This is a genomic window from Streptomyces sp. NPDC020898 (genome assembly GCF_044333925.1).
GTDB lineage: Bacteria > Actinomycetota > Actinomycetes > Streptomycetales > Streptomycetaceae > Streptomyces.
The window spans coordinates 458,630-471,664 of record NZ_JBIRRV010000001.1; the positions used below are offsets into that span (position 1 = coordinate 458,630).

The 13,035-nt window shown below is 70.2% G+C and carries 15 protein-coding genes and 1 pseudogene; 7 read left to right on the top strand and 9 right to left on the bottom strand.

What is annotated here, in order from left to right:
* Positions 1-132 precede the first annotated feature (132 nt).
* The 4 genes from ACH4TV_RS02030 to ACH4TV_RS02045 all read left to right on the top strand — a co-directional run bounded on the left by ACH4TV_RS02030 (position 133) and on the right by ACH4TV_RS02045 (position 2,314).
* A complete protein-coding gene (locus ACH4TV_RS02030; RefSeq protein ID WP_398393248.1) occupies positions 133-1,317 on the top strand; it encodes a helix-turn-helix domain-containing protein in 1,185 nt (394 codons plus the stop codon).
* Between the two features lie 144 nt (positions 1,318-1,461).
* On the top strand, positions 1,462-1,917 hold the full coding sequence (locus ACH4TV_RS02035) for a hypothetical protein (RefSeq protein WP_398393250.1): 456 nt from the start codon (positions 1,462-1,464) through the stop codon (positions 1,915-1,917).
* Positions 1,914-2,117, top strand: a complete 204-nt coding sequence (locus ACH4TV_RS02040) for a hypothetical protein (RefSeq protein ID WP_398393252.1) — start codon at positions 1,914-1,916, stop codon at positions 2,115-2,117. The genes ACH4TV_RS02035 and ACH4TV_RS02040 overlap by 4 nt, the downstream gene beginning before the upstream one ends.
* Positions 2,114-2,314: a hypothetical protein gene (locus tag ACH4TV_RS02045; RefSeq protein ID WP_398393254.1), complete on the top strand. Its 201-nt coding sequence runs from the start codon at positions 2,114-2,116 to the stop codon at positions 2,312-2,314. The genes ACH4TV_RS02040 and ACH4TV_RS02045 overlap by 4 nt, the downstream gene beginning before the upstream one ends.
* A 213-nt stretch (positions 2,315-2,527) precedes the next feature.
* Here the strand turns inward: ACH4TV_RS02045 and ACH4TV_RS02050 are convergent.
* Together ACH4TV_RS02050 and ACH4TV_RS02055 are read right to left on the bottom strand one after the other, a co-directional pair.
* Positions 2,528-2,695, bottom strand: a pseudogene (locus ACH4TV_RS02050) (dihydrofolate reductase family protein); the annotation flags it as partial.
* A 69-nt stretch (positions 2,696-2,764) separates the two neighbouring features.
* Positions 2,765-3,145 carry a MerR family transcriptional regulator gene (locus ACH4TV_RS02055; protein WP_398393256.1) on the bottom strand — a complete coding sequence of 127 codons (381 nt, stop codon included), beginning with the start codon at positions 3,143-3,145 and terminating at the stop codon, positions 2,765-2,767.
* A 64-nt stretch (positions 3,146-3,209) separates the two neighbouring features.
* On the opposite strand from ACH4TV_RS02055, the gene ACH4TV_RS02060 reads away from it, so the two are divergent.
* Both ACH4TV_RS02060 and ACH4TV_RS02065 read left to right on the top strand, forming a co-directional pair.
* On the top strand, positions 3,210-3,872 hold the full coding sequence (locus ACH4TV_RS02060) for an alpha/beta fold hydrolase (RefSeq protein WP_398393258.1): 663 nt from the start codon (positions 3,210-3,212) through the stop codon (positions 3,870-3,872).
* A gap of 3 nt (positions 3,873-3,875) precedes the next feature.
* A complete protein-coding gene (locus ACH4TV_RS02065; protein WP_398393260.1) occupies positions 3,876-4,694 on the top strand; it encodes a TIGR03619 family F420-dependent LLM class oxidoreductase in 819 nt (272 codons plus the stop codon).
* 6 nt (positions 4,695-4,700) lie between these two features.
* Here ACH4TV_RS02065 and ACH4TV_RS02070 read toward each other — a convergent pair whose 3' ends face one another.
* The 4 genes from ACH4TV_RS02070 to ACH4TV_RS02085 form a co-directional block, all read right to left on the bottom strand.
* The gene (locus ACH4TV_RS02070; RefSeq protein ID WP_398393262.1) at positions 4,701-5,273 is read right to left on the bottom strand and encodes a dihydrofolate reductase family protein; all 573 of its coding nucleotides are present in this window, start codon (positions 5,271-5,273) and stop codon (positions 4,701-4,703) included.
* A gap of 99 nt (positions 5,274-5,372) precedes the next feature.
* A complete protein-coding gene (locus ACH4TV_RS02075) occupies positions 5,373-6,089 on the bottom strand; it encodes a DinB family protein (protein ID WP_398393264.1) in 717 nt (238 codons plus the stop codon).
* A 139-nt stretch (positions 6,090-6,228) separates the two neighbouring features.
* Complete coding sequence (locus ACH4TV_RS02080; protein WP_398393266.1) at positions 6,229-7,470, bottom strand: MFS transporter; 1,242 nt, start codon at positions 7,468-7,470, stop codon at positions 6,229-6,231.
* A 158-nt stretch (positions 7,471-7,628) separates the two neighbouring features.
* Positions 7,629-8,198, bottom strand: coding sequence for a TetR/AcrR family transcriptional regulator (locus ACH4TV_RS02085; RefSeq protein WP_398393268.1), 570 nt, complete (start codon positions 8,196-8,198; stop codon positions 7,629-7,631).
* 101 nt (positions 8,199-8,299) lie between these two features.
* On the opposite strand from ACH4TV_RS02085, the gene ACH4TV_RS02090 reads away from it, so the two are divergent.
* Positions 8,300-9,166, top strand: coding sequence for a hypothetical protein (locus ACH4TV_RS02090; RefSeq protein WP_398393270.1), 867 nt, complete (start codon positions 8,300-8,302; stop codon positions 9,164-9,166).
* A 129-nt stretch (positions 9,167-9,295) separates the two neighbouring features.
* Here ACH4TV_RS02090 and ACH4TV_RS02095 read toward each other — a convergent pair whose 3' ends face one another.
* The 3 genes from ACH4TV_RS02095 to ACH4TV_RS02105 all read right to left on the bottom strand — a co-directional run bounded on the left by ACH4TV_RS02095 (position 9,296) and on the right by ACH4TV_RS02105 (position 12,853).
* Positions 9,296-10,354 carry an endonuclease/exonuclease/phosphatase family protein gene (locus ACH4TV_RS02095; RefSeq protein WP_398393272.1) on the bottom strand — a complete coding sequence of 353 codons (1,059 nt, stop codon included), beginning with the start codon at positions 10,352-10,354 and terminating at the stop codon, positions 9,296-9,298.
* A gap of 216 nt (positions 10,355-10,570) precedes the next feature.
* The gene (locus tag ACH4TV_RS02100; protein ID WP_398393274.1) at positions 10,571-11,191 is read right to left on the bottom strand and encodes a TetR/AcrR family transcriptional regulator; all 621 of its coding nucleotides are present in this window, start codon (positions 11,189-11,191) and stop codon (positions 10,571-10,573) included.
* 63 nt (positions 11,192-11,254) lie between these two features.
* Positions 11,255-12,853 (bottom strand): MFS transporter, encoded by a 1,599-nt coding sequence (locus tag ACH4TV_RS02105; RefSeq protein ID WP_398393276.1) that lies wholly within the window; start codon positions 12,851-12,853, stop codon positions 11,255-11,257.
* Positions 12,854-13,035: the final 182 nt, after the last annotated feature.

Consider the following 13,035-nt stretch of genomic DNA (forward strand, 5'->3'; position numbering starts at 1 on the left):
AGTCGCCCTCGGACGGTGGCAGTTAACGTAGTGGGCTGAGCTGCCGATGAGCGATGAGGCTGGGGCCAATCACATCGTTGCCCAGGCACTACCAGAGGTACCGTTCTGGTGTCGAGTCAGAACGGAGCCCTGATGCCCCCGCAAATGGACGAGCACACGGGCGCACGCATCGCACGTGCGCGCAAAGCCCGCCGGTTGACGCAACGTGAGTTGGCTGACCTCTCGCATGTCTCGTACAGCACGCTGACCAAGGTGGAACAAGGCAACCTGCCCGCGAGCCCGTCGGTCACCGGGGCGTTGGCCCGTGCGCTGTCTGTGGCGGTCACCGATCTCACTGGCCAGCCCTACCTCGATGAACTGCGCCAGGACCAACTGGACGGTCTGATCAACCCGATCCGCGAGGCGCTGAACATCTACGACCTGGGTCCCGACCCGGACGTGACCCCGCGCCCGGTGGCAGAGCTGGAGGCCGACGCGGAGAGGCTCTGCGCCATGGTCCGCGCGACGAACATCAAGCAGGTCGCCGCCGACCTCCCGGGCCTGATCCATGAGGCCACAACGGCCGCGCACACCAAGCCCGTTGACCGCAACTGGCAGCTCCTGGCGAGCACGTACCGGACCGCGTACGACGTGACCACGAAGCTAGGGTTCCCCGACCTGTGCACGGTGGCCCTGGACCGGATGGACTGGGCGGCGCAGCGCGCATCGGACCCGGCGCTCGCCGGGATGCGTCAGTATCTCCGGGCTTTGGCCTACCTCCGAGCCAGTGACTACCGCACCGGTGGGCGGCTGGTCGGACTGGGGATGGCCACCCTGGAGCAGGCCGAGGCGGGCCGCGTGCGTGATGTTCTCACCGGGCAACTCCACCTGGGTGCCGCCGTGTTGGCGGGTCGCTCCAAGGACACGGAGGCAGCGGAGGGACACCTCGGCGAGGCGCAGCGCATCGCCGACCGGACCGGACCTGCGGAGAAGGTGCATTGGCTGTCGTTCGGCCCGACCAACGTCGGCGTGCACCGCGTGAGCGTGCTCGCGGAACTCGACCAGTACCCCGAGGCCGTGCATGCAGCCCAGGAGATCGCGATTCCGGACGAGTGGCCTCCGTCCCGGCTGGCGCATCACCACGCCGAGGTAGCGCGGGCGGAGATGTGGACAGGTCGTACGGACGCGGCGTTCAAGAGCCTGATGAGAGCACGCAAGCTCGCGCCGCAGCAGACCCGGTACCACCCGACAGTCCGCGAGACCTATGCCGGGCTGGAAGCGGCCAGGCGCAGAATGCCGGACACCTTCAACAACTTCGGTTCATGGCTCGGTATGTGACACTCCGTCAAGCGAAGGCCGGGGCTATCAGCGATGTCTGATAGTTCCGGCCTTCTGTTGTCACCACGATGTGGAAGTGCAAAGACCCCCGCGACCGTGCGACCGGTCCGGGGGCGTGGCCCACCACCTCAAGGAGTGATGAACATGGCCGAGCGTAGCGCTGCGGCGTTGCACTGGGCGGTGGTGACCCTGATTCTCTGGGGCCTCACCCGCCTGATCCCACCGACCGGCACCCGCCGGAAACCCCCGACGGCAACGCAGACCGTCGTGACGAGGAAGAACCCACGAGATCCCGTCGATCGCGCGGTATGCGTGCCTGCAGTGCGTCGGTCGCCGTACAGCACCGACCGGGCACCGCTGGACGGTTCGGCGTCCCGCCTGTCACGGCCGTACCTGCCCGCCCTCACCGAGTGCCTGGCTCCGGAGGCGGTCACGGCACTGCGTGCGGCCCGTGTACGGCCGTACTGGACAGCGCGGGAACGGGTGTTGAGGTGGAGGCGACGGCGCGTGCTGGTGCTGGTACTGGCGGCCCACTTCCGTCTCGACCTCGACGGCCGCGACATCCACACCGCCGTCCCCGCCGTGGGTGGCGTGCGATGAGCGGCGCGAGGGCTACGAGGGTCATTGCGGCCGTACGGCAGGCCGAGTTGCCGATGCTGCGCGCCTACCGGCTGTGGCACGAGCACACCCGCAAGTGCGCCGACGGCTGCAGGACCGTCCGCAAGGCACAGGACGGGTGCGAGGGTGGACGCGAACTGTGGGACGCCTACCGCCGCGCCTACGCCGGAGGCGCCCGATGACCACACCGACCACGCACACGAACCCGTGCGGAACAGCCCGCGCCTCCCTGCTCTACCACGCCCCCATCCTCAGCGAGCTCGGCGCCTGCGTCCTCCCCCACGGACACGACGGCGACCACCGCGACCCCTGGGACCGCACATGGAACGTCACCCCTCCCCATCCCACGACCAACACCGGCAGGGGTACGGACCGGTGACCCGCGCCCCGCAACCGGCTTGGGTGCCGGAGCCTCCGTACCTGTCCAGCCTCTGCACCATCGGCACCCATGACGGGTGCCAGGATGCGGAGCCCCGGGACAGCGGTGTTCCGGGACTGCGCTATCTGGTGTGCACGTGCTGTTGTCACCGTCTGCGTCCGGTCCCGGTGAACGAAGCTGGAAGCTGAGGGCGGCTGCCGGGGTGCGGCGCTCTCACCGCCGGACGACGTCGAAGACGTTCTTCTGCACGCCGTTGGCGTACACCTCGGATTCGACGAGCTTCAGCTGCTGGGTGTCCTTGTCCGTGGTGCTGAACAGGCGCTTGCCCGCGCTGAGAAGCAGCGGGAAGACGAGCAGGTGGTAGTCGTCGATGAGGCCGGAGTGTAGGGGGCGGGGCGGGGTTCACCCCGGGCGCCCCGCCCGACGCCCCCCCTCCTTGGGCTGCGCCTTTCAGCAAGCCCGCGCCTGCCCCTGTCCCTGCCGTGCCTCGGTCGCGTCGCGCAACTCGGCCAGCGCGGCCCGGCGGCTGCGCAGACCGGCGATGTCGGCGTCCATCCGCTCCAGGTGCGCGGCCATCGTCCGCAGGACATCCGGGCAGGGGTCGATCCCCGGCCCCGTGTCGGTGGCGCACGGCAGCATCTCGCGGATGGCGTCGGTGGTCAGCCCTGCCGCCAGCATGCCCCGGATGCGGGCGACGACGTGCGGGGCGTCCGGCGCGTACACGCGGTATCCGCTGCTGTCGCGGTCGGGGCTCAGCAGGCCCTGCTCCTCGTAGTACCGCAGCAGCCGGGCAACCACTCCGGTCCGCCGTGACAGTTCGCCTATCAGCACCGATTCTCCTTACGACGCCTGGGACTTGACCTTCACACCGGTGTGATGGGTCAACGTACGGGGCATGCGTGATTCATTCCCCGCCCTTGCCACCGCCGTCGCCGGAACCGGTCCGGGACTGCTGCTCGCCCATGGAGCGACCGGCAGCGTCGAAGGCAACTTCGGCCCGGTTCTGCCCGCCCTCTCCGCCGCCCACACCGTCGTCGCCCCGGACTACCCGGGCTCGGGCGGCACGCCGGCCGTCACCGCGCCGCTGGACCTCGATGAGCTCACGGACGCTGTCGTCGACTCCGCCGTACGGCGCGGTGTCGGGCGGTTCGCGGTCGTCGGCTTCTCGCTCGGCACGCTGGTGGCGGTGCGGGCCGCCGTACGCCATCCCGAGCGGGTGACCGCGCTCGTGCTGACCGCCGGGTTCGCCCGGCCCGACGACCATCTGCTCGGTCTCCTCCCCGGCTGGCGGGCCGACGTGCCGCCCGCGCTCCACCCGCAGATCGACCTGGCCGCCGGCCTCGACATCACCGGTGACCTGGCCGAAGTCGCCGCACCGACGCTGGTCGTCGCGACGACGGCCGACAGCCTGGTCCTGCCTGCGGGCTCCCGTGCCCTGGCGGCCGGGATCCGGGGCGCGCAGTACACGGAGATCGACAGCGACCATGTGGTCATGGTCGAGCGGCCCCAGGAGTGGCTGAAGCCGGTCCTCGACTTTCTGCACGGCGAGAGGCGGTGAAGCGTGAAGCTACAGGTCGTCCTCCCCAACGAGGCCGCGGGAACCGACCCGCACCTGCTCACGGACCTGGCACAGCAGGCCGAGGCCCTCGGCTATGACACGGCGTGGCTCCCCGACCACGTCCTGCCGCCCAGCGAGTACGGCCCGGTGTACGGAGGGGTCCTCGAACCGCTGGTGACGATGGGCTGGCTGGCGGCCGCGACGACCCGGATCCGGTTCGGCACCTCTGTGCTGGTTCTGCCCCTGCGCAGTCCTTTCGTGGTGGCCAAACAGGTCGCGACCCTGCACGGACTCTCCGGCGGACGGATCACTCTGGGGGTCAGTATCGGCTGGGACGAACGCGAATTCACCGCCGTCGGCGCCGACTTCAGGAGCCGGGCCGCCCGCACGGACGAGGCCATCGCACTCCTGAGGCACCTCTTCGCAACCGGCCGAGGCCCCTTCGACGGCCGCTGGTACGGCTTCGAGACGGGCGTCTTCGAGCCACGCCCCGACGCTCCCGTGCCGGTGATGACCGGCGGTGTCACCGACGCCGCCCTGCGCCGGGCGGCCCGGTACGCCGACCTCTGGCAGGGCGTGGGCCTGGACCCGACGGCGTTCGCCGAACGGCTGGCCTTCCTACGGGCTCGTACGGACGGCCACACGGTGTCCCCCGGCACCCGGATCGACTGGCACGGCCCGGACGGCACCGTCGACGGGGCCGCCCGCACCGCCGAAGCCTTCCGGGCCGCCGGAGCCGAGCACCTCGCGGTGCATTTCGGCGACCCGGACGGTTACGCCCGCAGGATGGCCGCGTTCGCCGAGGCGACTCGGGAGAAGTGAACGCTGTCAGCGGACCACGTCGAAGACGTTCTTCTGCACGCCGTTGGCGTACACCTCGGACTCGACGAGCCTCAGCTTCTGGGTGTCCTTGTCCGTGGCGCTGAACAGGCGCTTGCCCGCGCCGAGCAGCAGCGGGAAGACCAGCAGGTGGTAGCGGTCGATGAGGCCGGCGTCGGAGAGGTTGCGGGTGAGGGTGGCGCTGCCGTGGATGATGATCAGGCCGCCCTCGGTCTCCTTCAGAGCGGCGACGTCGTCGAGCGAGCGGAGGATCGTGGTCTCGCCCCAGTTCGGGACGAGGTCGCCCTCGGTGAGGGTGGTGGAGACGACGTACTTCGGCATCACCTTGTAGTCGGCGAAGTCCTCCATGTCCGGCCAGACCGGGCTGAACGACTCGTAGCTGGCCCGGCCCAGCAGCATCGCGGTGGACTCCTTCTGCTCCCGGCCCTTGATCTCGTACGCCTCGGGGAGGAACTCGATGTCCTTGAAGGTCCAGCCGGAGTTCCGGTAGCCGGGTTCGCCGCCCGGGGCCTCCACGACGCCGTCGAGCGAGACGAAGGCGGTGCTGATCAGGGTGCGCATCTCGGGTCTCCTGGGTGTGGCTCGGGGGGCTTTTGGCTGGTTCACAGCCCGTTCTACCTTCACAGACCCCCGGTCGCGGCAAAACTCATCGGCCACCGGTCACTGCGTCTTGAAGCGGGCGCCCCACAGGTCGCGCAGGACCGCGATCTCGGACATGTGGTGGATGAACTCGAGGTTGGACCCCGCCAGCACGCCGATGTACGCGTAGTCGGAGTCGTTGCTGTACGGGTACTGCGAGAAGCCCACCGTGTCGAGCTGCTCGTCGGTGACGGTGGCGATGCTGTCCCGCCAGCGGTCGATCACCGTCCAGAACCGGTCGAGGGTCACGTCGGCGGAGGGGGTGAAGTCGACCATCAGCTTCGGATCCTGCCGTCGTTCGCCGAAGGCCCACTCCCATGCGCCCGCGAACTGGAAGTGCAGGTGCCCCAGCCGCCACGCGATGGTCGTGACCGCCGTCGTGTCGGGTTCCGGCGTACCGGTGTGGGCGAGGATCTCCTCGACCCGCTCGACGCTCACGCTCCAGTCGTCGGCGATCTTCGCGACGGTCATGCCGTCGGCGGCCTGCCGGGCGACCTCGGCGTACTCGCTCGCCGGGATGTCCGCCGCGCCCAGGTCGAGCACCCACTCCCCCGGCCCGAACGCCCTGGGCGTCGTCGCCTCGCCGCGGCGCCGGAGCGACCAGCAGCCGGGCACCGGCTCCCACAGGTACTCCTCGTCGCTGAGCCCCGTCAGCCGTACCTGGGCCATCTCCCTCGCGTGGTCGAACTGGTCGAGCAGTATGCCCAAGCGGTCGGTCCGCATGCTCTCGGTCCCCATGTCCGGCTCCCTCCGTGGTTCGCGTCGTCGCGCCGTCGTACGTCCCCGCGCTCACGCGGAAGCTAGCGGCTCGCCACGCGGGACGCGACCGAATTCCCCGCCGACGACGACGAAGGGGTACGGCACCACCCGGACGACCTCAGTGCCGTACGGCCTCCACCGGCTCCGGCATGTGCGAGGCCACCACCCGTTCACGCCCGGCCACCGGCCGAGTCACCGCACGTCGCCGGTCCACCACGTACGCGGTCCCGGCAACTCCCAGGCCCAGCACGGCCAGTCCCGCCCCCACCAGCGCCGGAGACGTCACCCCGAACCCTGCCGCCAGGGCCAGTCCGCCGACCCACGCGCCGCCCGCGTTCGCCAGGTTGAAGGCCGCCTGGTTCGCCGAGGACGCCAGGGACGGGGCCGTCGACGCCCTCTCCATCACCATCAGGTTGAGCGGTGAGCCTGCGACGAACGCCGCCGTGCCCAGCAGCATGACCGCCAACGCCGCGCTCCACGGCGTACTCATCAGCAGCGGGAACGCGCCCAGGACCACGATCAGCGACACCAGGCCGCCGAACAGCGTGCCTCGCATCGCGTGGTCGGCGAGCCGGCCGCCCAGCAGGTTGCCGATGGTCGCGCCCACGCCGAACAGTGCCAGCAGCAGCGTCACGCTGGAGTCGGCGTAGCCGGCGGAGTCCGTGAGCATCGGGGCGATGTAGCTGTACGCCGAGAACAGGGCGCCGAAGCCCGCCACCGTCGTGCCCAGGGCCAGCCACACCGGCAGCGACTTCAGCGCGGCCAGTTCGCCGCGCAGGCCTGCCACCGGTGCTGCCGTCCGGTCGTGCGGTATCAGCAGCGCCAGCGACGCTATCGCCGCCAGGCCGATCACGCCCACGCCGAGGAAGGTCACCCGCCAGCCGAAGTTCTGGCCGATCGCCGTCGCCGCCGGGACGCCGAGCACGTTCGCGACCGTCAGACCGAGGAACATCAGGGAGACCGAGCGGGCCTTGCGTTCCGGGGCCGCCATGGTCGTCGCCACCACCGCGCCCACACCGAAGAAGGCACCGTGCGGCAGCCCGCTCAGGAAGCGGGCGGCCAGGAGGTAGTCGTAGTCCGGTGCGAACGCCGACAGGGCGTTGCCCGCGACGAACAGGACCATCAGCCCGATCAGGACGGTGCGGCGCGCCATCCGCGCCGTGACCGCCGCCAGCAGCGGGGCGCCGATGACGACGCCCAGCGCGTACGCCGAGACCAGGTGTCCGGCGGTCGGGATCGAGATGCTCAGGTCGTCGGCGACGTCGGGCAGCAGGCCCATGATCACGAACTCGGTGGTGCCGATGCCGAAAGCACCTACGGCGAGGGCGAGCAGGGCCAGGGTCGGCGTGCGCCGTGACATGGGGAAGGCGGCCTTTCGAAGGGAGCGGTGAGCGTAGGTCCGTACAGTTTATGTTCACGTACGGAACAAAGGCTCCCGCGCCCAGTATTCCCCTGGCGGACGGGGCATGAACATCGCAAGCCGCCTGGCCGCCTCGCCCTTGGCTCCACAGGTACGGGTCAGCCTGTCGCGGGGTTCTCGGCAGCCTGGAACATCTGGTCCGTCAGCGACCGAAAGACCTCTTCAGGGTCCCGCCCGTCCAGCGGGCCGTCCAGGTTGCGGGAGAGCAGCAGCGTCGCGAAGCCGTGGGCCATCGACCAGGCCGCCATGAAGCCGGTGGCCGGGTCGTCGCCGTAGCCCTCCACCGCCGTACGGAGCTGACTCCGCGTCCGCTCGCGCGCCGCGAGGAACTCCTGGTCGTCCGGGCGCAGGAGGTCCGGGCGGAACATGATCTGGAAGTGGGCCGGGTGTGCGGTGGCGAAGCGCACGTACCGGACTCCCAGGTCACGCAGGCCCTGCGCTTCACCGAGGGTGGCGGCCAGCAGGCCGTAACCCTCGGTCGCGATGGCGGTGAGGAGGCCCGGGCGGTCCTTGAAATGGTGTGCGGGCGCGGCGTGAGAGACGCCCGCACGGCGGGCCAGGTCACGCAGGGACAGGGCCGCCGGCCCTTCGGTGGCGATGACGTCGAGGGCCGCGGCGAGCACGGCCCGTCGCAGGTCTCCGTGGTGGTAGGCACGTTCGGCGCTCATGGTCAGCAGGTTACGCAGAATCTAGGCATTGACAAAATTGCCGGTCGAATGCAATCTAGCCGATGACAAGATTCATGAGTCATGGGGGAAGAGGGATCGTCATGGGGAACGACAACGGACGCGTACGGCAGATGTGGCATCTCCTGGAGCCCCTGCACGCCGTCCTTTACTACGCTCCCGAAGTCGTCGAGGAGGTCAAGGCGCTCGGTTACGACACCGGCAAGCGCTGGCCGGGCTACTTCGCCTTGCGGGCGGCACCGCTCGGGGCACCCGGATCCCCTCAGGTGGCCTCCGCGTTCTACAGCTTCAGCCCGCGCATGGTTGCCGAGCACATCCCCGCCGCCTGGGACGTCGCCGCACCGGACAAGGTGGTCGCGGCCCGGACACGGGGCGTCGACCGGGCATACCGGGCGCTCATCGGCGAGCGGACGGACAGTCCCGATCTCGCCGAGGCCGCCGCGCTCGCCCGCCGGGCGGCACAGGCCGCGCGCAACGAGGGCCGCCCGCTCGCCGCCGCCAACGCCGTGCTGCCCTGGCCGCAGGAACCGCACCTCGTGCTGTGGCAGGCCGCGACGATCCTGCGTGAGCACCGCGGTGACGGCCATCTCGCCGCCCTCCTGACGGCGGGGCTCGACTCCGTGGAGGCCCTGGTGTCCTTCGCCGCGGTCGGTGCGGCACCGGCCGAGGTCTTCGCAAGCCGCGGCTGGAGCGAGTCCGAGTGGATGGCCGCCCGCGAACGGCTCGTCGCGCGAGGACTGCTGGACACCAGCGGCGCGGCGACCGACGCGGGCCGCGCCCTGCGCGCCGAGGTCGAGCACCGTACCGACGAACTGGCCGCTGCCCCCTGGCAGACGCTCGGCGCCGAGGGCACCGCGCGGCTCGCCGAGCTCCTCGGCCCGCTCTGGCTGGAGGTCCTCGGCTCAGGAATGCTGCCCCGCGAGACCACGCTCGGCATCGGGAAGGTCTGACGTCCCCTGCCGTACGGTGATCGCGTCGCGGCGGATGGCACCCCCGCCTCCGGGATGTCCGGGTCCGGCCGTTGGCGTGCGGCCGACTTCAGCCGTCCGTGCAGGCGACCGCGGAGACCGGCACCCCGGTTACGAGCCGGTTGCCGATGCCGGAATCTTCACCCGCGCGGCGATCGGCAGGTGGTCGCTCGCCGTGCGCGGCAGGGACCAGGAGCTGACCGGCTCGACGCCCTGCACCATGATCTGGTCGATGCGCGCCATCGGGAACGACGCCGGCCAGCTGAACCCGAACCCGCTGCCCGACGCGCCCTGGGTGGAGCGCATCTGGGCCGTGACGGCGTTCAGCGCGCGGTCGTTCATCGTGCCGTTGAGGTCGCCGAGCAGGATCTTGCGTGTCAACGTGTCGTCGGAGAGGGCCTCGCCCAGCGCGTTCGCGCTCTTGTCGCGCTGGCGGGCCGTGAAGCCTGCCTCCAACTTCACGCGCACCGAAGGGAGATGAGCGACGTACACCGCGACCGGCCCCTCCGGTGTCGCCACGGTGGCGCGCATCGCGCGGGTCCAGCCCAGCTTGATGTCCACCGGCCGGGAGGCGCTGATCGGGTACTTGCTCCACAGGCCGACCGTGCCCTGCACCGAGTGGTACTTGTACGTCGACGCCAGGGCCTTCACGTACGTCGGGACCGCCGGTTCCGTCAGTTCCTCCAGGGCGAGGATGTCGGCGCCGGAGCCCGCCACCTCGCGGGCCGTGCCGGACGGGTCCGGGTTCTCCGCGTTGACGTTGTGGGTGGCCACCGTCAGGTCGCCGCCGCTGCCGGCGTTGCTGCCGAGCAGCCCGCCGAAGAGGTTCAGCCAGACCGCGACGGGCAGGACGACCGCGATCAGCGCGGTCGCCGAGCGCCTGATCAGCGCGATGACGAGCAACGGCACGCAGACGATGCCGAACCAGGGCAGGAACGTCTCGGTGAGGCTGCCGAGGTTGCCGATCCGGTTGGGGATCTGCGCGTGCAGCAGCATCACCAGGGCCAGCAGAATCGCCACCGCCGCGGTGATCAGGCCCCGCCGCCAGATTCTCGGATCGCCCCGCCAGCCGGCCGCCTGACGACTCAGCAGGCGCCGGAGCCGGGATCCCCGACGCTCGGGTCCCGAGCCTCCGTTGTCCGTCTCCGTCATGTACGCCTGCTGCGCCATACCGCCGCCTCACAACCCGCCGTGCTCACCGTCCGTCCCCGCGCCTAAGACCCTAGGGGATGATCGGTTCCGATCTCGCCGTCCCATGACGGCCGTACGGGGACGATGACGAACAAGTCGGCTCGACCAGTTCCGGCTCTCGCCCGAGGATCGTCTCCTGTGACGAAACACGCACAGTCGAGCGCCGGGCGCCCCGACAGACGTACGAATTACTGGTTACGGGCCGACCGGCCGCAGACCTTCCAGCACCGTGTCGACGATCTCCTCCGACAGGCCCTCCGGCAGATCGCCGTCGGGGCGCAGGACGGTGCGTACGAGCATGGCGCCGACGAAGAGGTCGTTCATCAGGGTGACGTCGACATCCCGGCGCACCTCTCCGTTCTGCTGGCCCCTGCGCAGGAGTTCGACGCCGAGCTTGCGGCGCGGTTCGACGACGGTCCCGTGGTAGGCGGCCCAGAGCTTGGGGCTGCTCTTCATCTGCGCCTGGACGTTGTGCAGGAACGCCGAGGACCGGTTGGCCAGTCCGCGCCGGCGCATCGACTCCAGGAGGGCGACCAGGTCGTCGCGCGTGGAGGTGCCGGGCAGTTCCGGGCCCGGGGGCTCCATGGCCCGCATGACGTCGACGAACAGTTCCTCCTTGCCCGGCCAGCGGCGGTAGATGGTGGCCTTGCCGACCCGGGCGGTACGGGCGACCCGCTCGATGGAGATGTCCGCCAGCGGCACGCCCTCCTCCAGGAGCTGCAGCACGCCCTCGATGATGGAGCGCTCCACGGCTTCGCTCCGGGGGCGGCCACGAGTGGGGCTCTCCTGGCCGGCCTGGCCGTCCGCGAGGTTCACGCGATCCGTTCCTTTCGTCGTCCTGCGACGATTCTCTCCGTTTGCCGCCGTGCGTCCGCCCGTTCAGTGGTCCGCGGACACCAACTTCGCCTCCTGCTCGCCCTCCTGGGGTGGGGCCGGGCGGCCCGGCAGGCACAGGCCGACGACCAGGGCGCCGAGGAGGGCGACACCCGCGCCGCACAGCGCGGTGAGGTGCATCGCGTGCAGGAACGCGTCGTTGGCGGGGGCGATCAGGGCGTCGCCCCGCGCGCCGAGCTTCGCGGCGACGCCGAGCGTGGCCTCGATGGACTCGCCGGCGGTGTGCCGTACGCCGGCGGGCAGCGCGCCGAGCTTGTCCTCGATGCCGGTGCGGTAGGCCGCCGAGAGGACCGAGCCGAGGACGGCGATGCCGAGCGCGCCGCCGACCTGGCGGAAGGTGTTGCTGAGCGCGGAGGCGGAGCCGGCCTTCTCGCGGGGCAGGGCCTGCATGATGACGACGCTGGTCGGCGTCATGATGTGCGCCATACCGGCGCCCATGAGGAAGAAGACGACTTCGAGGACCCAGATCGGGGTGTCCGCCTCGAACGTGGCGAACGCGGCGAGTGTCGCGGCGATCAGGAGCATGGCGGCGGTGGTCGTGGCCCGGATGCCGAAGCGGTCGACGGCCAGCCGGGCGCGCGGCGCGAAGATCAGCTGCGCGGCGGCCAGCGGCAGCAACAGCAGGCCGCTCTGCAGCGGCGAGTAGCCGCGCACGCTCTGGGTGTAGAAGACCGAGAAGAAGGTCACACCCATCAGCGCGAAGAAGACGAGCGCGATGACGGAGATCGCGGCCGAGAAGACCTTGTTCTTGAAGTACGTCACATCGATCGACGGATGGTCGCTGCGCTTCTCGAACAGCACGAAGCCGACGAGGACGGCGAGACCGGCGCCGATGGTCGCCAGCACCTGCGGGTCGGTGAAGTCGGCGAGCTGGCCGCCCTTGATGATGCCGTAGACGAGCAGGACCAGCCCTACGACGGACAGCAGGACCCCGACGGGGTCGATACGGCCGGGCTTCGGGTCGCGCGAGTCGGGCACCAGCACCGTCATCAGTCCGATGGCGATGAGGACGATCGGCACGTTGATGAGGAAGACGGACCCCCACCAGAAGTGGTCGAGGAGGATGCCGCCGGTGATCGGTCCGATGGCGATGGCGAGCCCGACACCGCCGGCCCAGATCCCGATGGCCTTGGGCTGCTCCTCGCGCTCGAACACGTTCATGAGGACGGCGAGGGTGGCGGGCATCACGAAGGCGGCGCCGAAGCCCATCACGGCCCGGAAGACGATGAGTTCGGTGGGCGAGCCGGCGAAGGCGGCGAGGGCGGAGCCGAGGCCGAACACGGCGAGACCGGCGAGCAGCACCTTCTTGCGGCCGAGCCGGTCGCCGAGGATCCCGGCGGAGAACAGCAGGCCGGCGAAGACGAGGGTGTAGGCGTTGATCGCCCACTCCAACTGGCTCTGGGTGGCGCCCAGGCCCGTCGGGGCGGGGGTGGAGATGGTCTTGATGGCGACGTTGAGGATGGAGTTGTCGAGCACCACGATCAGCAGGCTGAGCATGAGCACGCCGAGGATCACCCAGCGTCGCCGGTGCACGGCCTCCGGAATCCGGGGGCCGAGGGTGGATGGGCCGGCAGGGGTAGTCATGACCGCAAGCCTAGGTCTATTTCGATACGAGACCGTCTCGTATCGCAATTCTTTACCGAGACCTTGAATGACGCAGGCCGGTTCCCGCCTCGCATCGAACCCGCCTGCCCGGCCGGAAATCGGCGGCAACCATTTCGCTACCTGTGGCCACTGAGCTGTGCAACGCCGAACACGCTCTTCCG